This is a genomic window from Mycobacterium sp. SMC-16 (genome assembly GCF_046250085.1).
Lineage (GTDB): Bacteria > Actinomycetota > Actinomycetes > Mycobacteriales > Mycobacteriaceae > Mycobacterium > Mycobacterium phocaicum.
The window spans coordinates 1,368,896-1,392,738 of the sequence record NZ_CP176427.1 but is presented as its reverse complement, the minus strand read 5'-3'; the positions used below and the strand labels follow the sequence as shown (position 1 = coordinate 1,392,738).

The following is a 23,843-nucleotide window of genomic DNA, read 5'->3' as shown; positions in this document are numbered from 1 at the left end:
GTTTCGTCGGCTGCCATGACCCGTTTTACCGTCGGGTCGCGGTGACGAACCGGGGCCGCCCGGTCAGATCGCGCCGCGCGGTGATGTCACCGAACGTACCGTCGCGATCCAACGCGGCCACCACCTGATCGGCTGTGGTGTCGTCGTGTTCGATGCCCACCTTGCCGCCCGGACGCAGTAACCGGGCCGCCAGCGCGATGATCGGCACGATGACGGCCATGCCGTCGGGCCCGCCGAACAGGGCGGCGGCCGGGTCGTGGTCGATGACTTCGGGGTCGAGGTCGGCGCCGTCGGGGATGTACGGCGGGTTGGACACCAGCAGGTCCACTGTGCCGGTCCTGTCTGACAGCAGGCTGGGAACGGTGACGTCGGCTTCGAGCACCTCGACGGCACTGCCCGCGCAGTTGCGCCGGGCGTAGACCAAGGCCTCCGGGGACTTCTCGACGGCCACAACGTGCGCCTGCGGCCAGGTGTGTGCCAGGGCGAGGGCCAGTGCGCCGGAGCCGGTGCACAGATCCACGATCACCGGGCTCGGCGGCAGCGGCTGGTTCATGGCCCACTCCAGCAGCGCCTCGGTCTCCGGGCGCGGGATGAACACCCCGGGACCGACGTGCACTTCCACCGGACCGAAGGCCGCGGTTCCGACCAAGTGCTGCAACGGAATTCGCTGCGCGCGCCGCTCCACCAGTTCACGGAAGCGCGGATAGAACGCCGGGTCGGGCTCGGTGAACATCACGCGGGCCCGGTCCACCCCGGCTGCGTGGGCGGCGAGGTACTCGGCGTCGACCCGGGCGGAATCGATACCCGCGGCGGCCAGCTGCGAGGCCGCCTCAGTGATGGCCTGACGGATCACTCTTGCGCGAGCCGGGCCTGCTTGTCGGCGGCCGCGAGGGCGTCGAGCAGCGCGTCCATGTCGCCGTCGAGCACCTGGTCGAGGTTGTGGGCCTTGAAGTTGATGCGGTGGTCGGCGATCCGGTTCTCGGGGAAGTTGTAGGTCCGGATGCGCTCACTGCGGTCGACGGTCCGGATCTGGCTGGCGCGGTCCGCAGAGGCGTCGGACGCGGCCTGCTCCTCGGCCAGCGCCTGCAGGCGCGCGGCGAGCACCACCATGGCGCGGGCCTTGTTCTGCAGCTGCGAGCGCTCGTTCTGGCAGGTGACGACGATGCCGGTGGGCAGGTGCGTGATACGCACCGCCGAGTCGGTGGTGTTGACGCCCTGACCACCCTTGCCCGATGACCGGTAGACGTCGATCCGCAGATCCGATTCGTCGATCTGCACCTGCTCGACGTCTTCGGGCTCCGGGTAGACGAGGACCCCGGCGGCCGAGGTGTGCACGCGGCCCTGCGATTCGGTGACGGGCACGCGCTGCACGCGGTGCACGCCGCCCTCGAACTTCATGCGCGACCACACGCCGTCGGCGGAATCGCCCTTGCTGGCGATGGTGATGGTGGCGTCCTTGTAGCCGCCCAGGTCCGACCAGGTTTCGTCGAGCACGGTGACGGTCCAGCCGTGGCGCTCGGCGTAGCGGATGTACATGCGCGCGAGGTCGGACGCGAACAGCGCCGATTCCTCGCCGCCCTCACCGGATTTCACCTCGAGGACGACGTCGTCGGCGTCGTGCGGATCGCGCGGGGCCAGTAGGTCCGTCAGCTTGGCGTCGAGCTCGGCGACGCGGGCCTCCAGCTCGGGCACCTCCGCGGCGAATGCGGCATCCTCGGCGGCCAGTTCGCGGGCGGCTTCGAGGTCGCCCTGGGCGGCCTCGAGCTTGCGGTAGGTGACGACGATCGGCGACACCTGCGCGAAGCGGCGACCGACCTTGCGGGCGGCACCGGCGTCGGCGTGCAGGTTCGGGTCCCCCAGCTGCCGCTCGAGATCGGCGTGCTCGGCCAGCAGTGCCTCGATGCGGGGCGCGGTATCTGTCTCTGCCACTTTCGGACTCCTGCGGTTGTTCTGGGGTGCCGGACGCTGGATACGAAAACGGCGCCCGGACCTGACGCGAATGCGACAGATCGGGCGCCGCCCGTCGAAGCTAGCTCTCGGACGCGGCCTTCGAGCCGGCGGTGCGCTTGCCGTACCGCTTCTCGAAGCGGGCCACGCGGCCGCCGGTGTCGAGAAGCTTCTGCTTGCCCGTGTAGAACGGGTGGCACTGCGAGCACACCTCGACAACGATGTTGCCGCTTTCCTTGGTGCTACGAGTCTGGAAGCTGTTGCCGCAACCGCAGACCACGGTGGTCTCGACGTATGCGGGGTGAATACCCGATTTCATTTCATGGTCCTCTGTGTTCGATGGCGCCGGGTCGCCCGAGAATTCGGACGTGAACCGGAACCGAGGGGGTTCGGCGGTCGATTATGCCAGGTCAGCCGCCAAGGTCCTAAACGCCTTCGGGCCGGTGACTATTCCTCGGCGGAGCGCTGTCCCAGCTCAGCCAGCCGACGCTGCAGAAATCGTCGTTCCGGCTCGGTCGTCGTCAAGGTCAGGGCGCGCTCGAACGCGCTGCGCGCCTCGTCGGTCCGGCCCAAACGGCGCAGCAATTCCGCCCGTGTCGACGGCAGATAGCGGTATTCGCCCAGGTCAAGGGCATCGATGAGCCCGAGCGCCCGCGCGGGATCGCCCGCCTCGGCGACGGCCACCGCCCGATTGAGCGCCACGACCGGCGACCCGGTGTGCGCTTCGAGCCGCTCGTACAGGACGACGACCTCGTGCCAGTCGATCTCATCCTCGGCCTGCAGCGAGGCGATGGCGGCCTGCAGGACGTATGGCCCGGCGGCCAGCCGGAGCGCCAGCGCGCGGTCGAGGGCGGCGCGCCCGGCGTCGACCTTGGCCTGGTCGTAGCGCGTCCGGTCCTGCTCGGCGAGGGGCACCACCTGGCCATCGACCACGCGGGCCGCGCGCCGCGAATCGTGCAGCAGCATCAGGCCCAGCAGCCCGTAGGCCTCGGGTTCGTCGGCCAAGAGGTCGGCGAGCAGGCGGCCGAGTCGGATCGCTTCGCCGGCGAGGTCGTCCCGCTCGGTGAAGCCCTGGTTGAAGATCAGGTAGATCACCGCGAGCACCGCCGCCACCCGGTCCGGCAGCATCGGGTCGGCCGGCAGGGCGAACGGGATGTTGGTCGCCTTGATCTTGGCCTTGGCGCGGGACAACCGCCGCTTCATGGTGTCCTCGGATACCAGGAATGCCCGCCCGATCTCGGCCGTCGTCAGCCCGCCGAGGGCCCGCAGCGTGAGCGCCACCTGGGCTTCGCGCGCCAACGCCGGATGACAACACATGAACATCAGTTGCAGGCGCTCGTCGCCGATGGTGCTGTCGTCGAGGTCGATCTCGTCCATGGTCGTCGCCTGTTGATCCGCGTGGAGCAGCCGGGTCTTGGCGCGCAGCGTCTGCTCGCGGCGCAACCGGTCGATTGCCACGTTGCGGCCGGTGCGCACCAGCCACGCCACCGGCGCATCGGGCACACCGTCGCGGGACCACCGCTCGGCGGCACGCACGAACGCCTCCTGCGCGGCATCCTCGGCGAGTTCGAAGTCGCCGAGGATGCCGATGAGCGCGGCCAGGACCCGGCCCCACTCGCGCTGGAAGATGGCGTCGATCAGTAGCTCAACCCTTCCCGTCGCTTCGCTCGCCCCGTTGCCCCTCCCCGTCGCTTCGCTCGCCCTACCCCTCGCCCGGGACGTCGAAAAGCGGCCGTACCTCGACGCCGCCGCCGAGTCGTACCGCCGGGATCCGCTGGGCGAATTTGAGGGCTTCGTCGAGATTGTCGACGTCGATGACGAAGTAGCCGGCGAACACCTCTTTGGTGTCGGCGAAGGGACCATCGGTGATCAGGTCGGCCCGCACCGATGTCGCGGTTTCGACGGGCTGCAGGTGACCGCCACCGACGCACTGCGGTTCCTGACGAAGCGCCGCGTACTCGGCACTCAGGGCCGCGTGTTCTTCCTCGGTGATGTCGGTGTCGTGGCTGCCCGGCTTGATGTAGATCAGCGTTGCGTATTTCATCGTTGTCTCCTTCTGGGTTGATCGTCCAACAGCAGTGAGACGAACGGGAACCCATTGCGGGGACACGACCGCCGAAATCAGTTTTCGGCGCGCGGTGCGTACTCCGTACCGTCGCGCTCCCACACCACCCGGCCGGCCGGATCGGCGCCCAACGCGACCAGTTCCCGCTTGAGAATTTTGTTGGTCGCGGTGCTGGGCAGGTCGTCGGCGAGCCAGATGTACCGCGGCCACGACTTCGGGGACAGGTCGGGCTGTGCGGCCAGGAATTCCGCGAACGACTTCGGGTCGAGGGTCTGGCCGTCGCGCAGCACCATCGCGGCCATCACCTGGTCGCCGACGAACTCGTCGGGCACCGGATAGACCGCGACGCGGCTGATCACGGGATGGCGCAACAGGATTCGTTCGATGGGCGCCGCGGTGATGTTCTCACCGTCCACGCGCATCCAGTCCGCGGTGCGGCCGGCGAGGTAGATCCAGCCGTCGGCATCGCGGTAGGCCAGGTCGCCCGACCAGTACATGCCGTGCCGAAGCCGCTCGTCCGTCGCGCCCTGGTCGTTGTGGTAGCCGCGGAACATGCCGCTGCCGTCGGTGTTCACCAGCTCGCCGGTGGCGGCCTCGGCATTGATCAGGGCGCCGGTGCCGTCGAAGCGCGCCACCTCGCACTCCTGGACAGTCTCGGGGTCGTAGATGGCGACACCCGGGAAGCCCTTGCCGACGCTGCCGGCCGGGGTCCCCTCGGAGCGGGTGATGATGATCGCGAGCTCGGTAGAGCCGAAGCCGTCCCACACGCTGCAGCCGAAGCGGCGGCTGAACTCGTCGATGTCGCGGTCGGCGGCCTCGTTGCCGAACGCGACGCGCAGCGGGTTGTCGTGGTCGTCGGACTGCTCGGCGGTGGCCAGGATGTAGGCCAGCGGCTTGCCGACGTAGTTCATGTAGGTCGCGCCGTAGCGGCGGACGTCCGGGAGGAACCGCGACGCGGAGAACTGCGCGGGTGCCATCGCCGCGCCGGACGCGAGTGCGACGCCCCAGCCGGCGTAGACGCCGTTGGAGTGGAACAGCGGCATCGCCAGATAACAGGTATCCTTGTCGGTCAGTTCGTAGCGCTGTACGAGCGCCACCGCGGAGAACAGCACGATGGAGTGCGCGACCTCGACGGCCTTGGGTTCGCCGCTGGTGCCGGAGGTGAAGATCATCATGAAGGTGTCGTCGGGCCCGACTTCACGATGCGGGATGAGGTCCTGCTGCGGCCATTCGGTCGCGGTGACGTCGATGACGGTGACGCCGGGCAGGCTGAGGCCGTCGAGCAGATCGCGGTGCTTGTCGTCGACCAGGACGATCTGGCATTCGACGCGCGCGATGTCGCGGGCGAGCGCCGCACCACGACGGGTGTTGTTGATGCCGCACAGCACGTAGCCGCCCAGTGCCGCGGCGGCCAGCGCCGTCAGCATGTCGGGGGTGTTTCCCAGCAGGGTGCCCACGTGCAGCGGCCGCAGTGGGTCGGCCCGGCCGATCAGTGCGGCGGCCTGCGCCCGCGCTTCGCCGACATACTCTCGCCAGGTCCGGGTTGTCTCGCCGTACTTCACGGCGAGGGTGTCCTGGTCGGCGCGTTCGCGAAGCAACTGCTGAAGGGTGTCCGCCATTTGGGCTCCCGGTGCGGTGGGCGATCACGCAGACCACCCGGAGTGAACAGATTCTTGAAAGTGTCTACCATGGTTGACGGGTAGCGCAATAGCGGCAGCGCCCTGGCAGAATCGTCGTTCGCCCGGTTGACATGTGAGGAGACATCCCGGTGGCAAGCCCAGAATCCCCGAAAAGCGTGCGCGATCGACTCATCGACGCCGCCGAAGAGTGCATGCGCGCCAAGGGAATTCGCGCCACGACGGTGTCCGAGGTCGCCGAGGCCGCCGGCGTCTCCCGCGGGTGGCTGTACCGGCACTTCCCCGACAAGGTGACGCTGCTGGGCGCCGCGATCGTCCGGCTGAACAACGCCTACTGGACCGACGCGCACGCCATGCTCGCGTCGATCGAAGGCCTGGACAACCAGATCGTCACCGGAATCCAGCACGGCCGCACCGCCTATGACGACCCCGGCGCGCTGTTGATGAAGCTGCGCGTCGAGGAGCCCGACGAGTTCGCCGCCTGCGCCGGTGCGGGCGTGCAGGGCCTGGTGCCCGACCTCGCCGATTTCTGGTCCCGCTACCTCGTCGCCGCCCGCGACAACGGCGAAATCCACCCCGACACCGATGTCGACGACGCCGCCGAGTGGATCGCGCGCGTCATCCTGTCGCTGGCCACGATGCCCGGACAGCGGTTGGACGCCAACAGTGCCGACGAACTGCTCGCGCACGTGCGGCGGTACGTGATGCCAGGCCTGAAGGCCCAGCCGTAAATCGACGACCCCACGCAAAAGCCCCCGAAATCGGCTGATTTCGGGGGCTTTTGCGTGGGCCGGCGCCTAGTCGGCGTCCATGTTGCCCGGGGCCGTCTTCGAGACCTGAACCAGGAACTCGTAGTTGGTCTTGGTCTTGCGCAGCTGGCTCATCAGCAGGTCGATGGCCTGGTGCGGGTCCAGACCCGACAGCACGCGACGCAGCTTGTGCACGATCGCGAACTCGTCCGGGCCGAGCAGCAGCTCGTCCTTACGGGTACCGGACGGGTTGACGTCGACGGCCGGGAACACGCGACGCTCGGCGATCTTGCGGTCGAGCTTGAGCTCGGCATTACCCGTGCCCTTGAACTCCTCGAAGATGACGGTGTCACCGGTGGAGCCGGTCTCGACCATCGCGGTCGCGATGATGGTCAGCGAGCCACCGTTCTCGATGTTGCGCGCCGCGCCGAGGAAACGCTTCGGCGGGTACAGCGCGGTGGAGTCGACACCACCGGACAGGATGCGGCCCGACGCCGGCGACGCGTTGTTGTACGCGCGGCCCAGACGGGTGATCGAGTCCAGCAGCACCACGACGTCCTTGCCCTGCTCGACCAGGCGCTTGGCCCGCTCGATGGCCAGCTCGGCGGCCTGGGTGTGGTCTGACGGCGGCCGGTCGAAGGTCGAGGCGATGACCTCACCCTTCACCGAGCGCTGCATGTCGGTGACCTCTTCCGGGCGCTCGTCGACGAGCACCACCATGAGGTGGCATTCCGGGTTGTTCTTGGTGATCGCGTTGGCGATGTCCTGCATGATCGTCGTCTTACCGGCCTTCGGCGGGGACACGATCAGCGCACGCTGGCCCTTACCGATCGGCATGATCAGGTCGATCACACGCGTGGTCAGCCGCTCCGGCGTGGTCTCCAGGCGCAGCCGCTGGTTCGGGTACAGCGGGGTCAGCTTGGTGAAGTCGGGGCGGTTGCGCGCGGCCTCGACCGGACCGCCGTTGACGCTGTCCAGACGCACCAGCGGGTTGAACTTCTGGCGCGGGTTGTTGCCGCCGCCGCCGGTGTTCTCACCCTCGCGCGGCACCCGCACGGCGCCTGTCACCGCGTCGCCGCGGCGCAGTCCGTTCTTGCGGACCATGTTCATCGAGACGTAGACGTCGTTCGGCCCGGCCAGGTAGCCCGACGTGCGGACGAACGCGTAGTTGTCCAGCACGTCGAGGATGCCGGCGACCGGCTGCAGGACGTCGTCCTCGCGCAGTTCGGTCTCGGCGTTCCCGCCCTGGTTGTCGCCGCGCTCGCCACGACGACGACGGTCGCGGTCACGGAACCGACGGCCGCGACGGCCCTGGCGGCTGTCGTCGTCGTCGTCGTTGTTGTTGGAGTTGTCGCCCTGGTCGCGGTTACCACCCTGGTTGCGGTTGCCGCCCTGGTTGCGGTTGCCGCCCTGGTTGTCGCCGCCGCGGTCGCGGTTGCCACCCTGCTCGCGGTTGCCGCCCTGGTTACCTTCGGCCTTGTTGCCGCCCTGGTTGCTGTTGTCGGCGTTCCGCTCGCGGTTCCGCTCCTCGCGGGGGGCGTCGGCGTTCTCGGTGTTCTCGGCCTTGTCCGCCTTCTCGGCGGGCTTGTCGCCGGCATCACCGGCGTCGCCGTCGGCGGGCGCGCCGGCCCGGCGCGATGCGCCACGGCGCTCGCGGCGCGGGGCCTGCTCGGCCGCGGGGGCGTCACCGGCGGCAGCGTCGGTGTTGCTCGCCGCCGGGGCTTCCTTGGCCTCGCTGGGGGCGTCGGTGCCGTTCACGGCCTCGGCGGTCTTGGTCTCGTTCTTGGCTTCGGCCTTGGCGGCTTTGGCCTCGGTCTTGGCGCCGTTGGCCTCGCCACGGTGCTCGCGGATGGCGGCGATCAGTTCGCTCTTGCGCATCCCGGAGGTGCCCTTGACGCCAACCTCGGCGGCGAGCGCGCGCAGGTCGGGGAGCAGAAGGCTGGTCAGCGATCCGGAGCGTCCGGCCGCCGGCGCTTCAGTTGCCGGCGCATCAGTGTTGCCGTCGGCGGTGAAGAGGTCCGTATCAGTCACGGATTTCCTTTCTGTGCCCTCGCGCAGCTGATCAGGCGAGGGTTGTGTTCGCAGTCGGACGGCTTCCCCGAACCGCATTCGTCAAATGCCGGGTCGGCTGCGCAGTGCAACAGCCAAGCGCCAGGATTTGCCGCCGTGCGGCGAACCATCAGTCCACGAGTTGAACATCTAAGAGAAGAGTGGTCGTCCTACCGTAGGCGCAGGTACTAGAGCCTGCGATTGCTGGACGCTGCGAGAATATCTCTCATCCGACAATGAAGCAAGAATTGCCACTCCGGCGTGTGCTTTCCGTCAGACGCCGGCGCCGACAGTCCAGCGGACCCCTTGGCCCACCGCCATCTTCTCGACGGCGAAACCGTTGGCCGCGGCGAATTCGAGGACTTCGGCCGGCAGTTCAGGCTCGGTACTGAATGCGATAACCGCAGGTCCAGCACCGGAAAGCACCCCTGCCACCCCAGAACGCCGCAGCATCGCCAGATATTCCGCGGAGGCCGGCATCGCCGCCGCGCGCTGCGGCTGGTGCATCACGTCTTCGGTGGCGGCCATCAACAAATCGGGGCGCTGCGTCAGCGCCACCACCAGCAGGGCGGCACGGCTGACGTTGAACGTGGCGTCCTTGTGCGCGATCTGCTCGGGAAGCACCGCCCGGGTCTCCGCGGTCGATGACCGCACCTGCGGAATCGCCGGGAACAGATGGATGTCGGGATGCAGCGTCAGCGGCGCGGCCGCGTAGGTCGGGCCCGGTTCGGTCCAGGACACCACGGCACCGCCGAGCACGGCGGCCGAGGCGTTGTCCGGGTGGCCCTCGAATTCCGACGACAGCTGGACCAGCTGCTCGAGCGTCAGCGGCTGCGAACCCGACTGAGCGATAAGACCATTGGCGACAGCCAGGCCACCGACCACCGCAGCGGCCGACGAGCCGAGGCCACGCGAATGCGGAATCACGTTGCGGCACTTGATGTTCAGACCCGAAACCGATACGCCGCCGGCGGCCAGGCCACGCCGGATCGCCCGCACGACCAGATGGGACTCGTCGTCCGGAACCTGCCCGGCCCCCTCCCCCGTCACCTCGATGGCGAGGCCGGAATCGGTTGTCTCAGCCTGAATCTCGTCGTACAGGCTCAGCGCCAGGCCCAGGCTGTCGAAGCCGGGGCCGAGATTGGCGCTCGAGGCGGGGACGACGGCGGTGGCGAGCAGGCCGGCGGGCAGGTTCTCGGTCACTGGCGTCAGACCAGTCCGAGCTGTTCGACCACCGCGGTCGGGTCGACGGGGATGGCCTTGACCTCGGGCATGCCCTTGAGGGCGTTGTCGGGATCCTTGAGGCCGTTGCCGGTGACGGTGCAGACCACGGTCGAGCCGGGCTTGACCCAGCCGTCCTCGATGGACTTGAGCAGACCCGCGATGCTGGCGGCCGAGGCCGGCTCGACGAACACGCCTTCAGCTTTGGCGACCAGGTGGTACGCGGCCAGGATCTCCTCGTCGGTGGCGGCGAGGAAGCGGCCATCCGACTGCTCCTTGGCCGCCACGGCGCCGTCCCACGAAGCCGGAGAACCGATTCGGATCGCGGTGGCGATGGTCTCGGGGTTCTTGACGGGCTCGCCGAGCACCAGCGGCGCCGCGCCGGCGGCCTGCGTGCCGAGCATGCGGGGCGGCCGGTCGGAGACGCCGTCGCGGTGGTATTCGCTGTAGCCGCGCCAGTAGGCGGTGATGTTGCCGGCGTTGCCGACGGGCAGCGAGTGCACGTCAGGGGCGGTGCCGAGGGCGTCGACGATCTCGAACGCGGCCGTCTTCTGGCCCTCGATGCGGACCGGGTTGACCGAGTTGACCAGGGCGATGGTCGGGTAGTCGGCGGTCAGCTTGCGGGCCAGCTCCAGACAGTCGTCGAAGTTGCCGTCGACCTGAATGATCTTGGCGCCGTGCATGACTGCCTGCGCCAGCTTGCCCATGGCGATCTTGCCCTGCGGGATCAGCACCGCGCAGGTGATGCCGGCGCGCGCCGCGTAGGCGGCCGCCGAGGCCGAGGTGTTGCCGGTGGACGCGCACAGCACGGCCTTCTGGCCGCGGGCCACGGCGTCACTGACGGCCATGGTCATGCCACGGTCCTTGAACGAACCGGTCGGGTTGAGCCCCTCGACCTTCAGATGCACTGTGCAGCCGGTCAGTTCGCTCAGCCGCTTGGCGTGGATCAGCGGGGTGCCACCCTCGAGCAGGGTGACCGGCGTCCAGTTCTCGGTTCCGGGCAGACGATCCCGGTAGGCCTCGATCAGGCCGGGCCACGGCTTGTGCACGCTCATTACTTACTGGTTCCTTCCATGCGCAGCACGCTGTTGATGCTCTGCACTGCTTCGTGATCGGCAAGGGCCGCAACGGTTTCCGACAGCGCTTCGTCGGTTGCCCGGTGGGTGACGACGACGATGCGGGCGCCGCTGCGCTGGCCGGACTCGTCCTCCATGCCCTCCTGGCGGACTTCGGCGATGCTGACCTCACGCTTGCCGAATTCGGCTGCGACAGAGGACAACACACCGGGCTTGTCCGCCACGTTCATGCTGACGTAGTAGCGGGTCTCGATGGCGCCGATCGAGGCGATGGGCAGCTTGGCGTACTTGGATTCCCGCGGCCCGCGGCCACCCTGCACGCGGTTGCGCGCGGCCATGACGACGTCACCCATGACGGCCGACGCGGTCGGTGCGCCACCTGCGCCGCGGCCGTAGAACATCAGCTCGCCGGCGGCCTCGGCCTCGACGAAGACCGCGTTGAACGCGCCGTTGACCGAGGCCAACGGGTGGTCCAGGGGCACCAGCGCCGGGTACACACGAGCCGAAACCCGTTGCTTGCCTTTGCCGGTGGTCAAGCGCTCGCAGATGGCGAGCAACTTGATGGTGCAGCCCAGTGCCTTGGCGGACTCGAAGTCTGCGGCGCTGACCTTCGTCATGCCCTCGCGGTAGACGTCGTCGGCGGTGACCCGGGTGTGGAACGCGATGGACGCCAGGATGGCGGCCTTGGCGGCGGCGTCGTAGCCCTCGACGTCGGCGGTCGGGTCGGCCTCGGCGTAGCCCAGCACACCGGCTTCGGCGAGCGCGTCGGCGTAGTCGGCGCCGGTCTCACTCATCGCCGACAGGATGTAGTTGGTGGTGCCGTTGACGATGCCCGCCACCCGCAGCACGACGTCACCCGCGAGCGACTGGGTCAGCGGCCGGATCACCGGGATCGCGCCGGCGACGGCCGCCTCGAAATACAGGTCCACGCGCGCCTTTTCGGCCGCCTGGGCCAGTTCACCGGTGGATTGCGCCATCAGCGCCTTGTTGGCGGTGACCACCGACTTGCCCTGCTCCAGCGCGGCCATGATGGCCTTGCGGGCCGGCTCGACGGGGCCCATGAGCTCGATGACGATGTCGACGTCGTCGCGCGACACCAGCGCCTCGATGTCGTCGGTGAGCATGTCGACCGACACGCCACGGCCCTTGGCCACCTTGCGGACACCGACGCCGCGCAACTCCAGGGGCGCACCGATGCGAGCAGCCAGGTCGTCAGCGCTGTCCTCGATGATCCGGACCACCTCGGTCCCGACGTTCCCGAGTCCGAGAACTGCTACGCCGATTGGCTTTTCACTCATTGACCACTCACCTCCAGGCTCAACAGGTCTTCGACGGTCTCCCGGCGCAAGATCAGGCGTGCTTTGCCGTCCTTCACCGCGACGACGGCGGGACGGGTCAGCAGGTTGTACCGGCTCGACATCGAATAGCAGTAGGCGCCGGTGGCGGCGACTGCCAGCAGATCACCGGGCACCAAATCCTCGGACACCCAGGTGTCGCGGACGATGATGTCGCCGGTCTCGCAGTGCTTTCCGACGATCCGGGCCAGCGTCGCGGGGGCGTCGCTGGCGCGCGACACCAGCCGGGCGTCGTACTGGGCGTCGTACAGCGACGGCCGGATGTTGTCGCTCATGCCGCCGTCGACGCTGACGTAGCGCCGGTACTTGTCGGCCGACACGGCAACGTCTTTCACGGTGCCGACCTCGTACAGCGTGATGGTGCCGGGGCCCGCGATGGCGCGGCCGGGCTCCACGACCAGCTTGGGGGTCGGCAGACCGACGGCCTCGGATTCGGCCTTCACGATGGCCTTGAGCTTGTCGGCCAGTTCCTTCATGGGTGGCGGGTCGTCGCTGGGCAGGTACGAGATACCGAGTCCCCCACCGAGATCCATGACCGACATCTGCGCCGTCTTCTCGACGCCGAATTCGGCGACGACGTCGCGCAGCAGCCCGATGACACGATGGGCCGCGATCTCGAACCCGGCGACGTCGAAGATCTGCGAGCCGACGTGGCAGTGCAGGCCGACCAGGCGCAGGTTGTCGGTGGCGAAGACCTTGCGCACCGCTTCCATGGCCGCGCCGCTGGCCAGCGAGAGACCGAACTTCTGGTCCTCGTGGGCCGTGGAGATGAACTCGTGGGTGTGCGCCTCGACGCCCGGGGTCACGCGGACCAGGACGTCCTGCACGACACCCGCCGCGCCGGCGATGGCCTCCAGGCGCTCGATCTCGATCTCGGAGTCCAGCACGATGTGCCCGACACCAGCTTTGACCGCGGCGGCCAGCTCGGGGACGGATTTGTTGTTGCCGTGCACCGTGATTCGTTCGGCCGGGAAGTCGGCGTGCAGCGCCACGGCCAACTCGCCGCCGGTGGCGACGTCCAGGCACAGGCCCTCCTGCGCGACCCAGCGGGCGATCTCGGCGCACAGGAACGCTTTTCCGGCGTAGTGCACGTGCTCGCCGCCACCGAAGGCGTCGGCGATCTCGCGGCAGCGGGACCGGAAGTCGTCCTCGTCGATGACGAACAGCGGTGTGCCGAACTGCTCGGCCAGGGCACCGACCGTGACCCCGGCGACACTGACCTGACCATCGGCGCCCCGAACCAGGTTGCGCGGCCAGACATTCGGCGCCAACAGGTTGACCTCGTCGGACGTCTGCGGCTTCTCCGGCACCACGTTGCCGGTCGGCTGCCCGCTCACATCCGCTCCGGAGCGCTGACGCCGAGGATCTGCAGACCGTTGGCGATGACCTGGCGGGTGGCCGCGCACAGCGCGAGCCGCGCCCGGTGCAGGTCGCTGTGCTCTTCGTCGCCCATCGGGAGGACGCGGCAGGAGTCGTAGAACCGGTGGTAGTCACCGGCCAGGTCTTCCAGGTACCGGCACACGCGGTGCGGTTCCCTAAGGGCAGCAGCGGTTTTCAGGACGCGCGGGAACTCACCGATGGTGCGCATCAGGGTGGCTTCGCGGTCGTGGCTCAGCAGGTCGAGGTGTCCGAGGTCCACCTGCAGGCCGAGGTCGGCGGCGTTGCGCGCCAGGGCCGACAGCCGCGCGTGCGCGTATTGCACGTAGTAGACCGGGTTTTCGTTGGACGCGCTGGCCCACAGCCCGAGGTCGATGTCGATGGGGCTGTTCACCGACGACCGGATCAGCACGTAGCGGGCCGCGTCCACGCCGATGGCGTCGACCAGGTCCTCCAGGGTGATGACGGTGCCGGCGCGCTTGCTCATGCGCATCGGCTGGCCGTCCCTGACCAGGTTGACCATCTGGCCGATCAGCACCTCGACGGTGTCGGGGTCCTCGCCGAGCGCGGCCGCGACGGCCTTCAGTCGGCCGATGTAGCCGTGGTGGTCGGCACCGAGCATGTAGATACACAGGTCGAAGCCGCGCTGGCGCTTGTCCAGGTAGTACGCGATGTCGCCGGCGACGTACGCCGGGTTGCCGTCGCTCTTGATGACGACGCGGTCCTTGTCGTCACCGAAGTCGGTGGTGCGCAACCAGATTGCGCCGTCCTGCTCGTAGATCGAGCCGTTGTCGCGCAGCTTGTCGATGGCCTCCTGCACCCGCCCTGAGGTGTGCATCGAGTCTTCGTGGGTGTAGACGTCGAAGTCGGTGCCGAAGTCGTGCAGCGACTGCTTGATCTGACCGAACATCAAATCCACGCCGAGCTCGCGGAAGACTTCCTGGCACTCATCGGCCGGCAGGCTCAACGCGTCGGGCCGCTTGGCCACGACGTCGGCCGCGATGTCCTTGATGTAGTCGCCGCCGTAGCCGTCCTCCGGGGCCGGCTCGCCCTTGGCGGCCGCGACCAGCGAGCGCGCGAAGCGGTCGATCTGGCCGCCGTGGTCGTTGAAGTAGTACTCGCGGACGACCGTGGCGTCCTGCGTGGCCAGCAGACGGCCCAGCGCGTCACCGACGGCAGCCCAGCGGGTGCCGCCGATGTGGATGGGGCCGGTCGGGTTCGCCGAGACGAACTCCAGGTTGATGTGGCGGCCCTTGAGCTCCTCGGAGGTGCCGTAGCGGTCGCCTGCGCCCAGCACGTTGAGGACGACGACGCTCTGCGCGGACGCCTCGATGCGCAGGTTGACGAAGCCGGGGCCGGCAACAGTGGCCTCAGCGATACCGTCGGCGTCGATCAGCCGCTCAGCGAGCCATTCGGCCAGGTCACGCGGTTTGACGCCGACCTTCTTCGCCAGCTGCAGCGCCAGGTTCGTGGCGTAATCGCCGTGCTCGGGGTTACGCGGACGCTCGATGGCGACTGTTTCGGGCAGCGCGGCAAGGTCCAGGTCGTGTTCGACCAGGACCACGGCGGCCGTGTTCTTGAGCAGTTCAGCCAGATCGGCGGGGGTCACGGGGGTCCATCCTATGGGCTGAGCTGCTCACGCTTGTCATCGGTGTCGCCCGGTGCTTGACGGATTGTTCCTGGCGGTTGACGCCGATTCGGGAGGTCGGTCACCGATGCGCTAGTCTGTGATCGCCCAACGGCGCCGCTGGCTCGCCAGCATCAAGCGCCCCCGTAGCTCAGGGGATAGAGCGTCTGCCTCCGGAGCAGAAGGCCGCAGGTTCGAATCCTGCCGGGGGCACTCATCAAACTCATTCTTGCTGGTCGCACGATCTTCCTGTTAGCCGTTGCTGTCGAGCGGCGGATTGACCTTCGCCATACGCCGCAACCGAGGCAATCCCCGGTGCTACCGAGAGTTCAACACTGATACGCCGCTCACACTGTGACCGAGTTCGAAAGCGAACACATCCCGGTAATGTCCCACGGACGCCGATGGCGTCCACACCTGCGACACATTCCGACGGGCGTACGCCCAACTTCGTTCTTGCCGAGGATCCAGACAAGCAACGCAGGCGATGCGCTACGGCGCCCGACTCGCCGTGAATGCGAGCAGTCAGTCAGGAGTATTGGGCCTACTTGCTGCGCGACTTGCGGATCTTGCCATCGTCGGCTGACTCGTACATGTCGAAGTTGCGTTCTACGGTGAGCATCACCAATTCATCGAAGGCTGTTTGGAGTTCGACCGGCTCCAGCGGATTGTTTACTTCATAGCAAACCACTGACGGCGCAAAGGGATTGGAGTCGACCAATAACGCATAAAGCCGTTCGAACTGCTCATCGCGGTCGGATGGATCGGCGCGGCCAGTGAACAAATTGAAGCGTGGAAAAACATTGTCGAACGTACTGTTGCGTCGCGGCGTATCGTCGGCCGCCGCCTCTTTGTCAAAGAAGAAGAACCCGGATACGACCGCGAACGGAAATCGGCGGTGCAAAGTGGTCGACTCGAACAGCAGGTCAGCCCGTCGATTGGTGAGGTTCTTCTGAAAGCCACCGCTTTGTCCGTCGCGGAACATGATCGTCTTGATCGAGCACGCAAGCATCAGCCCCGATTCCTCGGTTGCCCACGTGACATCAACCTTCTTGGCGCCCAGGCCACCCGCAAGTCGTCTCTCAGCGCCCGACAGACCCGGGCCACCGGGTTCGCCGGGACGTGCGCCCTCCATCCCACGCTCGCGCAACTCTTGAGCGATCGCCAGTGCCAGTGTGGTGCTGATCTTTAGAGCCCACGGGTTCTTCTCTCGCTGCGGCGCATCATCGCTAGGTTTAGGTCCAGCAGCCTTGATCGCCTCAACCAGCAGGTCGTCAATTCGAGCCACGACGACCTCGCGCAACTCGTCGTGCCGTCAATTCAGCGTGCGCGTCGCGCAGCACACGAACATTGGCGCGCGACATTCCCAACTCCCCCACAAGCAGCACGTCATCGACGATCTTCGAGGCCTCGATCAGCTTTCCGCTACCCAACAAGCCGGCAACCTGCGGGCGTACATTTGCCAACCGATCCGCCGCAGCTTCGACCACATCCACTGCTGGGACTGGAAGCCGGTCGGCTTCACGGGGTTCTAACTTGAGCATCCCGCCACCGTAGGCTCGCCCTACGGTCTCAGCACCGACCAGCGTCATGGAAGTCAGCGAAGCTAGCGGGAGTAACGCCTTACCCAGCTTGCGCACTTTGGGTCCCAGGTACACACCATGTACAGAATTCAGGTGCGCCGCCCTTGCCGTGTTGGTCGACAGTCGAGGCGTGTCAGCGTTGGCGTTCATGTACGTGAGCAGCAAATCGGCTGGGGCAAGCCGTGGCACACGCCACCACGGCTTGCGCACCCGGCACTTGTAGGCAGTATTCACGCCCGCCGCCTCGCCGGCTGCGATGTACGCTCGCGCTGCTGGGGATGGCTCACCTTCGGGACGGAACAGCCACGTCGCAGATCCGTTGCGGCCCAATTCATTCAACGCCGCAGCGCTGAATGCGAGCCCACGCAGATGGCGACTGCCGGGCGGCGACAATCGCAGGACGTCCGTAGGTTCGAGGCCAAGGTTGGCGACTCGAGCAGGCGAGAGTGCGAAGTACTTGTTATTGCCAGTGACCATGCCCAGCGTCGTGTCGCCCCACGTTTCCAGCACTGTGAACCTGCCACTGGACAACAGGCCGGTGTACGCGTCGAGTGCCTTCGCAGACAGCAGCGACGGCGTCCACTTGTCCTCAGGGCTGATCGGCGTCCACGTGCGCCCCGCCGCAATGGTCCCTAGCTCAGCGGCATTGCGGGCCTGGTAGACCGAGGCGTGGTCAGTCGGTCCTTGCAGGTAGCCGTCGGCAAGGAGAAGCAGCACATCCTCCTGAGCGTCGGGAAACACGCGTTCTGTGAACAGCACCAGATCGACGCGAGCGAACGATGCGAGCAGAAATCGACGCACCTCGGCGGCATAGTTCACGCTAAGAAGTTCGGCAGGTAGCACTAGACCCATGCGACCGCCAGCACGCAGGAACAGAGCCGAGTGCACTACGAAGGCCGCCCAACTGGAAGCCAAGTTCGTAAGGCCCACGCCAGCCCTTAGAGCCGCCTGACGAGACCGCGACCGCGCAATACCCGCGAAATCCTGGTAGCGGATGTAAGGCGGGTTACCGATCACTACGTCGTACGAACCGGTTGGGTCAACACAAAAGAAATCGCCGACGGCGACATTGGCATCAACCCCTGCGCTGCGGAGTAGTCCACGGGCAGCGCGAGCGGAGTCCTCGTGAAGCTCGATGCCGTCTAGTGCAGCGAGCTGATCGGTGTCACCGGTACCGCGTAATTCGGTCAGGCGATCGACGGCCGCAAGTAAGAAGGAGGCCTCGCCGCAAGATGGCTCGAGGATGCGCTCGTGCGTGGCACGAACAGCCCAATCAGTGACGTAGCGGGCAACAGAGGCGGGCGTGAAAAACGCACCCCGCGCCTTTCGTAGCGCTGCCGAGTCGCCCCCGGTCGACCTGAGCACCATGTGAAGCATCTTGCCTTGCGGGTACGACATGTTGCGTGAGGGCACACCGAAGCCACCGATGCCATCTCAGGACACACAGCTGGCGGAAGCACGGTGTCTCCGGTGGGACACGAACGTCTGCCACACCTGGCACGTCCCAAAGGCCGCCTGGGCAACGTGCCGTACCGAGGGCGCCTACCCAGCGGCGTGTGGGATGGCGACAACCCGCCGAACGTCCGTCGGGATTCGTGCGACCCCTGTTTGAAGCCTCAGCGACGGCCGCTACCGGAGTTGTAGCCCGGCGACGCCACGTCCGCTTCCGACAGATCGAACGGCGGCGGTGCCACGACTTCTGGGGCGAACAGATTGCCCCCTGTCGGGGTTCCCTCGGCCGGCGGTGCGCTCTCGGCGGGCGGGGCGCTGATGATCTCGCTGGTGCCGACCGGGGTGTCCGAATCGTCCTCGGAGGCGCCGCCCACGGGACCGCGCGGCACCCAGACCAGCAGGTCCTGCATGCCATCGTTGTAGACGACGCTGTTCGGCACGTCGCCGACGACGTCGAAGTAGAGCTTGCCGGTCGTTGTCCCGCCAGGCGGCGCCGACGGCAGACCGCCGCCGATCACCCGGTAGTTCGCGCCACTCTCGGCACGGGCGTTGAAGAACGCGGTGATGGGATTGGCCCAGCCGCCGACCCCTTCGACCGTCACGGTCGCCGAGTAGAGCTGGCCGTTGTGCGGCACGGGGTCCGAACTCGGCTTCAAGCCCTTGACCGTGTAGCCGATCTCGTTCAGCGTCTCCTGCTGACCGAAGGGCTTGATGTTGTTGGCCGCCGAGGCGGATCCCGCCGTCATGCCGGCCATACCCAGCGCGATCGCGGCGATGCCCACGGGCGCCACAAGTTTGATCTTCACCGTTACTCCCGTCCCACACCGAGGCAGTGTCCAACGCGGAGGTTACCCGTCGAAGTGCTGGTCAAACGCAGTTTTGCCGGATCTTTTCGTCAGGCACTGTCCGGCTGCCGGGAAGCCGCGACCCGCGGCGCGCCCAACCGAGATATCAACGATCCGAATCTCGCGACCGAAAGGATGTCATGGGCAAGCAATTTGGGTGGGGACGCTTCTTGGTGATCGCGGTGCCGGTGTCGATCCTGACGTTCATCCTCGACGTCGTCTTCCACAAGACCGCGGGACCGGCACTGTTCGGCAACAGTTACCCGGCGGCCGACTACCCGCAGCGCCCGCTGGCCGAAATCATGGACCTGTTCCCGTTTCTCGGGTTCACGTATGTCCTGCAGCTGACGATGCTGTGCTTCCTGTTCCTGCGGCTGTACCCGGGCCGCGGGCTGGGCAAGGCCGCCTGGTGGGGCATCTGGAGCGGCCTGTTCGTCGTCATCCCCAACATGCAGTTCTTCGTCGCCGTCGCGCACACGACGTGGACGATGCTGATCATCCAGATGATCGAGGCCATCGCGTTGTGCGTCCTGGCCGCCTGCCTGTTCGAGATCGCCTACCGCCCAAAGGGTTACAACCAGGACAGCGCGGCCACCACGAGTGCCTCGGTGCCGGTGTCCAGCGTCGGCTGAATCACCGGGCCGAATGTCGGCGAGTGGTTCACCGGGATGTCCTGGTTGATCCGGCCGGCTTCGGCGGCCCGGGTGAATTCGGCGGCTTCGATGCCACCGAACATCCAATAGGTGTACGGCACTCCGAGCCCCCGGGGAATGTCGCTGAAATCCTCACTCGCCGAGGCCTGCGGGATGGCCAGCACGCGGTCGCCGAACTGTTCGACAAACGCATCATGCACCCGGGCGGTGGCGGCCTCGTCGTTGTCGGTCACCGGAAACTGGTCGTAGAACTCGAATTCCGGTTCTTTCGGTGAGTCCGACGCCTGACACTCGGCGACGACGATGCGCTTGACGGCCGCGATGATCGCGCTGCGCACGGCTTCGTCGTAGGTCCGCAGGTTCAGTTCCAGCACGGCGTGGTCGCCGATGATGTTGCTCTTGGTGCCGGAATTGATGCTGCCGACGGTGAGTACGACGGTTTCGGTCGGCGCGACTTCGCGCGACACGATGGTCTGCAGCCGGACGACGATCATCGCGGCCAGCACGACGGGATCGATGGTGGCGTTCGGCATGGAGCCATGGCCGCCGCGCCCGTACACCGTCACGCGGATGCTGTCGGCCGCCGCCATGACCGGCCCGCTGCGGGTGCCGACGAATCCTGCCGGCGCCGGAGCGACATGCTGTCCCAGCGCCACGTCGACCTTGCCGACGACGTCCGCCAGCCCGTCGGCGACCATGCCGGCGGCGCCGCCACCGACCTCTTCGGCCGGCTGGAACAACGCGATCGCGGTGCCCTGCCAGTGATCTCGCCCCTCGGCCAGCAGCGCGGCCGCACCGAGCAGACAGGTGACGTGAGTGTCGTGGCCGCACGCGTGCATGACGGGCACGTCCTTGCCCGCGGCATCGGTGGACCGGACCGTGCTGGCGTAGGGCAGTCCGGTCGCCTCGGCGACGGGCAGCGCGTCCATGTCGGCGCGCATCAACACCGATGCACCGTCACCGTTGTGCAGGATGCCCACGACGCCGGTGCCGCCGATACCGTCGGTCACCTGGTAGCCGAGCTCGGTCAGCTTGTCCGACACCAGCTTTGCGGTGCGATGTTCCTGGTGTGACAGCTCCGGGTGCTCGTGGAGGTTCCGGTACAGGTCCTCCTGCCACACCCGTACCTCGGGCAGACCGGCCAGCACGTCCGTCGCACGACTCATAGCGATGCCTCTCCCGTGAAGTCCCTGACCACGTCGGCCACCCGGCGCAGCTGGTCGATGTCCGAACTGGTGGGAATGAGGTGCACCTCGTCGGTGCCGATGTCATCGAACTTCTGCAGCACGTCGAGCAATTCGTCTTCGGTGCCGGCCCAGCCCGTCGTCGGCGCCATCGCGTCGACGTATTCCTCCGGAATCCAGTTCATGTACCGGCGGAGGTGCCGGTGCACCTGGTTGCGTGCCTCGTCTTTGTCACCGAGGGCGAACCAGAACGAGGTCGCCAAGTGCGGCTTGGGTTTTCCCGCCTCCGCCCACGCCTCCCGGGCGACGTCGAACAGTTCGCTCTCGCGCTCGACGTTGAGGTCCAAGGTGGTGCCGGCCATGCCGTCGGCCCAATTGGCCGCGCTGCGTACGGTTTTCGGGCCGATGGTGCCGACCAGCAGTCGGGGGCCGCCCGGCTGCACAGCCGCGGGGCCGACGGGCAACACGGAGTCGGTGAGCTTCTCCCCCGCCCAGACCCGCTTCATCAGCGCGACGCGTTCCGCCATGCCGCGCATGGTCTGCGTCTTCGGGTCGGCGCCCACGGCGTTGTAGTCCTCGTGCCGGCCACCGACGCCGAGGCCGACCGTCAGCCGTCCACCGCTGAGCATGTCGCCCGTGGCAAGCGCTTTCGCCAGCATCACCGGATCGTGCAACTGCGGAACGATCACCGTGGTGACCAGTCGCACCCGGTCGGTCCAGGCCGCCAGAGCACCGAGCAGCGTCAGGGAATCGGGATTGTCGAACGCGATGCGCTCACCCCAGCACAGGGACGAGAAGGGCCCTCCGTCGATCACTCGCGCCCACGCCGTCAGCGTCGCCGCATCGAGGTTGGGCTCCATCACTGGCATCGTCATCCCGATCTGCACACAGCCGATTCTGGCATGCGCGTCCAGCGCGAGGACCGCGTTGACCGGCCGGACTCCGTCCAGTAGCCGGCCGGCACGGCCCCGTACAGGGAGAACCGGTGGGGGTTTACCCCCAGAGATGTCGCGGGAAAACGCCGTGTCTCCAGACTGCGCCGGTGCCTAAGTTGGACGCATGGTCGCAACAGCTACAGACCCCGCGTCGGCCCAGCCGGCACATCCGACAACGGCACCGCCGGCGCCGCGCGCGTCCGACCTCGGTGTCGTCCCCACATCGTCGATGATCGTCGGCGCGGTCGCCGGCATGATCTGGTTCTGGATACCGCTGTCCCTGCTCATCCTCGCCGTCACGTCGATCCCCTCGGTGATCGGGACGGTGTTCGGCGGCGTGGTGTTCGTCTACGCCGTGCGCGCCACCGACCGGGTGGAGCGGGTGCGCAGCGAAGCGGTGTTCGGCTTCTGCATCGCCGTCCCCTACCGAAAGCTGACGCCCCACAGCGGTTTTCAGGGGTGGGCGCACCAGCTCTGGTTGGACGTCAGCAGCGGCCGGTTCTGGAAGGTGTTGGCGCACAGCTATCTGCGCATGGTCTTCGACATCTTCGCGGTCAGCCTCGCGTTCGCCCTACTGGCCTTCGCGCTGATCGGACCCGCCGCGGCGAACGCGATCCACAACAGTGACGCCGCCGCCGGACTCAGCTTCATCTCCCCGCCGCTGTCCTGGCTGCTGGCCGTCATCGCGCTGGCCGCCGCCGCAGCCATCCTGGTGTTCGGCCCCCGGGTGGACGCCGCCGTCGACCGGTGGCTGCTGCCGGCATCGCCGACAGCGGCGCTGCAGCACGAGGTCAGTGCCCTGCACCAGGCCCGCCGCGGCGCGGTGTCGTCGGCGTCCACCGAACGGCACCGGATCGAACGCGACCTGCACGACAGTGTGCAGCCCCGGCTGGTGTCTTTGGCCATGACGATCGGGCTGGCCCAGACCAAGCTCGACTCGGACCTCCCCGAAGCCCGCAAGCTGATCGCAGAGGCACACGACGACGCCAAGGCCGCACTCCTCGAACTGCGAAATGTGGTGCGGGGCATCGCGCCGACGATCCTGGCCGACCGTGGCCTGGACGCCGCGCTGTCGGCGGTGGTGCAGCGCACCGAGACCGCCGGGGTGCCGGTGACGCTGGAACTGCAACTACCGAAACGCTTTTCCGATGAGGTCGAGTCGTGGGCGTACTTCGTCGTCGCCGAGTCGTTGACCAACATCGCCAAGCACGCCAAGGCAACCCACGCCGTGGTCACGGTGCGCTACCACGAGCCCACCGACCAGTTGCACATCTCGGTGTTCGACGACGGCATCGGCGGGGCCCAGACCACGGGCGACGACACGACGGGCTTGCGTGGACTCGGTGAGCGGGTGCGTGCGGCGCGGGGCACCTTCGCCGTCTCCAGCCCCGAGACCGGAACGACGACGGTGACGGCGGTACTGCCATGCGCATTGTGATCGCCGAGGATTCGGCCCTGCTGCGCGCGGGAATCGAGCGCATCCTGATCGACGCCGGCCACGACGTACTCGCCGGGGTGCCCGACGCCACGGAGCTGCTGCGCGCCGTCAACGAACACAACCCTGATCTCGTCATCGTCGACGTGCGGATGCCGCCGACGTTCACCGACGAGGGCATCCGCGCCGCCGCCCTGCTCCGCAGCCAGAATCCCGAGTCACCGGTGCTGGTGCTGTCGCACTACGTGGAGGAACGGTATGCGGCCGACCTGATCGCCTCGGACACAAAGGGTTTCGGGTACCTACTGAAGGATCGGGTGGCTGACGTCCCGGCGTTCCTGGACGCCGTCACCACGGTGGGCACCGGCGGCACCGTCCTGGACCCGGAAGTGGTGTCACAAATCCTGGTGCGCACGCACCGCCGCTCCACCCTGGCCGTGCTCACCCCACGCGAGCAGGAAGTCATGCAGCTGATGGCAGAAGGCAAGACCAACTCGGCCATCGCCGCGCTGCTGCAAGTCTCGATCGGCTCCGCCGAGAAACACATCGCGTCGATCTTCACCAAGCTGGACCTGACCCCCGACGACAGCGAGAACCGGCGGGTCCTCGCCGTCCTGCGCTATCTCGAATCCTGAAGAGAGAAAAGGACTTTC

The 23,843-nt window shown here is 67.4% G+C and carries 21 protein-coding genes and 1 tRNA gene; 5 read left to right on the top strand and 17 right to left on the bottom strand.

Annotated elements, in window-relative coordinates; translation table 11 throughout:
• Positions 1-25 precede the first annotated feature (25 nt).
• The 6 genes from prmC to fadD1 all read right to left on the bottom strand — a co-directional run bounded on the left by prmC (position 26) and on the right by fadD1 (position 5,631).
• Positions 26-850: a peptide chain release factor N(5)-glutamine methyltransferase gene (prmC, locus tag ACJEIK_RS06820; protein ID WP_205848794.1), complete on the bottom strand. Its 825-nt coding sequence runs from the start codon at positions 848-850 to the stop codon at positions 26-28.
• Complete coding sequence (gene prfA / locus ACJEIK_RS06815) at positions 850-1,929, bottom strand: peptide chain release factor 1 (RefSeq protein ID WP_060998862.1); 1,080 nt, start codon at positions 1,927-1,929, stop codon at positions 850-852. Before prfA ends, prmC begins: the two co-directional genes overlap by 1 nt.
• A 100-nt stretch (positions 1,930-2,029) precedes the next feature.
• Positions 2,030-2,266 carry a 50S ribosomal protein L31 gene (rpmE, locus tag ACJEIK_RS06810; protein ID WP_020104122.1) on the bottom strand — a complete coding sequence of 79 codons (237 nt, stop codon included), beginning with the start codon at positions 2,264-2,266 and terminating at the stop codon, positions 2,030-2,032.
• A gap of 128 nt (positions 2,267-2,394) precedes the next feature.
• The gene (locus ACJEIK_RS06805) at positions 2,395-3,588 is read right to left on the bottom strand and encodes an RNA polymerase sigma factor (RefSeq protein ID WP_409431663.1); all 1,194 of its coding nucleotides are present in this window, start codon (positions 3,586-3,588) and stop codon (positions 2,395-2,397) included.
• 61 nt (positions 3,589-3,649) lie between these two features.
• The gene (locus tag ACJEIK_RS06800; protein WP_061003022.1) at positions 3,650-3,991 is read right to left on the bottom strand and encodes a YciI family protein; all 342 of its coding nucleotides are present in this window, start codon (positions 3,989-3,991) and stop codon (positions 3,650-3,652) included.
• Positions 3,992-4,068: 77 nt separating this feature from the next.
• The gene (gene fadD1, locus ACJEIK_RS06795) at positions 4,069-5,631 is read right to left on the bottom strand and encodes a fatty-acid--CoA ligase FadD1 (RefSeq protein ID WP_409431238.1); all 1,563 of its coding nucleotides are present in this window, start codon (positions 5,629-5,631) and stop codon (positions 4,069-4,071) included.
• Positions 5,632-5,843: 212 nt separating this feature from the next.
• Here fadD1 and ACJEIK_RS06790 point away from each other — a divergent pair, with 212 nt between their 5' ends.
• Positions 5,844-6,380: a TetR/AcrR family transcriptional regulator gene (locus tag ACJEIK_RS06790; RefSeq protein ID WP_409431662.1), complete on the top strand. Its 537-nt coding sequence runs from the start codon at positions 5,844-5,846 to the stop codon at positions 6,378-6,380.
• A 66-nt stretch (positions 6,381-6,446) separates the two neighbouring features.
• Here ACJEIK_RS06790 and rho read toward each other — a convergent pair whose 3' ends face one another.
• From rho to argS, 6 genes are all read right to left on the bottom strand, one after another.
• Positions 6,447-8,429 carry a transcription termination factor Rho gene (gene rho / locus ACJEIK_RS06785; RefSeq protein WP_409431237.1) on the bottom strand — a complete coding sequence of 661 codons (1,983 nt, stop codon included), beginning with the start codon at positions 8,427-8,429 and terminating at the stop codon, positions 6,447-6,449.
• Between the two features lie 291 nt (positions 8,430-8,720).
• A complete protein-coding gene (gene thrB / locus ACJEIK_RS06780; RefSeq protein WP_409431236.1) occupies positions 8,721-9,650 on the bottom strand; it encodes a homoserine kinase in 930 nt (309 codons plus the stop codon).
• 5 nt (positions 9,651-9,655) lie between these two features.
• Complete coding sequence (gene thrC, locus ACJEIK_RS06775) at positions 9,656-10,723, bottom strand: threonine synthase (RefSeq protein ID WP_409431235.1); 1,068 nt, start codon at positions 10,721-10,723, stop codon at positions 9,656-9,658.
• On the bottom strand, positions 10,723-12,042 hold the full coding sequence (locus ACJEIK_RS06770) for a homoserine dehydrogenase (RefSeq protein ID WP_061003014.1): 1,320 nt from the start codon (positions 12,040-12,042) through the stop codon (positions 10,723-10,725). The genes thrC and ACJEIK_RS06770 overlap by 1 nt, the downstream gene beginning before the upstream one ends.
• Entirely contained in the window at positions 12,039-13,409 is a 1,371-nt protein-coding gene (gene lysA / locus ACJEIK_RS06765) for a diaminopimelate decarboxylase (RefSeq protein ID WP_409431661.1), read from the bottom strand. The genes ACJEIK_RS06770 and lysA overlap by 4 nt, the downstream gene beginning before the upstream one ends.
• Positions 13,410-13,432: 23 nt before the next feature.
• Complete coding sequence (gene argS / locus ACJEIK_RS06760; RefSeq protein ID WP_061003010.1) at positions 13,433-15,085, bottom strand: arginine--tRNA ligase; 1,653 nt, start codon at positions 15,083-15,085, stop codon at positions 13,433-13,435.
• A gap of 158 nt (positions 15,086-15,243) precedes the next feature.
• Between argS and ACJEIK_RS06755 the strand changes: the two genes are divergently transcribed.
• A tRNA-Arg gene (locus tag ACJEIK_RS06755) sits at positions 15,244-15,316 on the top strand.
• 331 nt (positions 15,317-15,647) lie between these two features.
• Here ACJEIK_RS06755 and ACJEIK_RS06750 read toward each other — a convergent pair.
• The 3 genes from ACJEIK_RS06750 to ACJEIK_RS06740 form a co-directional block, all read right to left on the bottom strand.
• A complete protein-coding gene (locus ACJEIK_RS06750; RefSeq protein ID WP_204158348.1) occupies positions 15,648-16,391 on the bottom strand; it encodes a hypothetical protein in 744 nt (247 codons plus the stop codon).
• Positions 16,378-18,054, bottom strand: coding sequence for a class I SAM-dependent DNA methyltransferase (locus ACJEIK_RS06745; RefSeq protein WP_061010752.1), 1,677 nt, complete (start codon positions 18,052-18,054; stop codon positions 16,378-16,380). Before ACJEIK_RS06745 ends, ACJEIK_RS06750 begins: the two co-directional genes overlap by 14 nt.
• 248 nt (positions 18,055-18,302) lie before the next feature.
• Complete coding sequence (locus ACJEIK_RS06740; protein WP_409431234.1) at positions 18,303-18,944, bottom strand: DUF1942 domain-containing protein; 642 nt, start codon at positions 18,942-18,944, stop codon at positions 18,303-18,305.
• Between the two features lie 179 nt (positions 18,945-19,123).
• Between ACJEIK_RS06740 and ACJEIK_RS06735 the strand changes: the two genes are divergently transcribed.
• The gene (locus ACJEIK_RS06735) at positions 19,124-19,615 is read left to right on the top strand and encodes a hypothetical protein (protein ID WP_409431233.1); all 492 of its coding nucleotides are present in this window, start codon (positions 19,124-19,126) and stop codon (positions 19,613-19,615) included.
• On the opposite strand, the gene ACJEIK_RS06730 is transcribed toward ACJEIK_RS06735, so the two are convergent.
• Both ACJEIK_RS06730 and ACJEIK_RS06725 read right to left on the bottom strand, forming a co-directional pair.
• The gene (locus ACJEIK_RS06730) at positions 19,555-20,802 is read right to left on the bottom strand and encodes an amidohydrolase (RefSeq protein WP_409431232.1); all 1,248 of its coding nucleotides are present in this window, start codon (positions 20,800-20,802) and stop codon (positions 19,555-19,557) included. The genes ACJEIK_RS06735 and ACJEIK_RS06730 overlap by 61 nt on opposite strands.
• Positions 20,799-21,695 (bottom strand): LLM class flavin-dependent oxidoreductase, encoded by an 897-nt coding sequence (locus tag ACJEIK_RS06725; RefSeq protein WP_409431231.1) that lies wholly within the window; start codon positions 21,693-21,695, stop codon positions 20,799-20,801. Before ACJEIK_RS06725 ends, ACJEIK_RS06730 begins: the two co-directional genes overlap by 4 nt.
• A gap of 184 nt (positions 21,696-21,879) precedes the next feature.
• On the opposite strand from ACJEIK_RS06725, the gene ACJEIK_RS06720 reads away from it, so the two are divergent.
• The gene (locus ACJEIK_RS06720; protein ID WP_064860616.1) at positions 21,880-23,193 is read left to right on the top strand and encodes a sensor histidine kinase; all 1,314 of its coding nucleotides are present in this window, start codon (positions 21,880-21,882) and stop codon (positions 23,191-23,193) included.
• Complete coding sequence (locus ACJEIK_RS06715; protein ID WP_064860615.1) at positions 23,181-23,825, top strand: response regulator transcription factor; 645 nt, start codon at positions 23,181-23,183, stop codon at positions 23,823-23,825. Before ACJEIK_RS06720 ends, ACJEIK_RS06715 begins: the two co-directional genes overlap by 13 nt.
• Positions 23,826-23,843 lie beyond the last annotated feature (18 nt).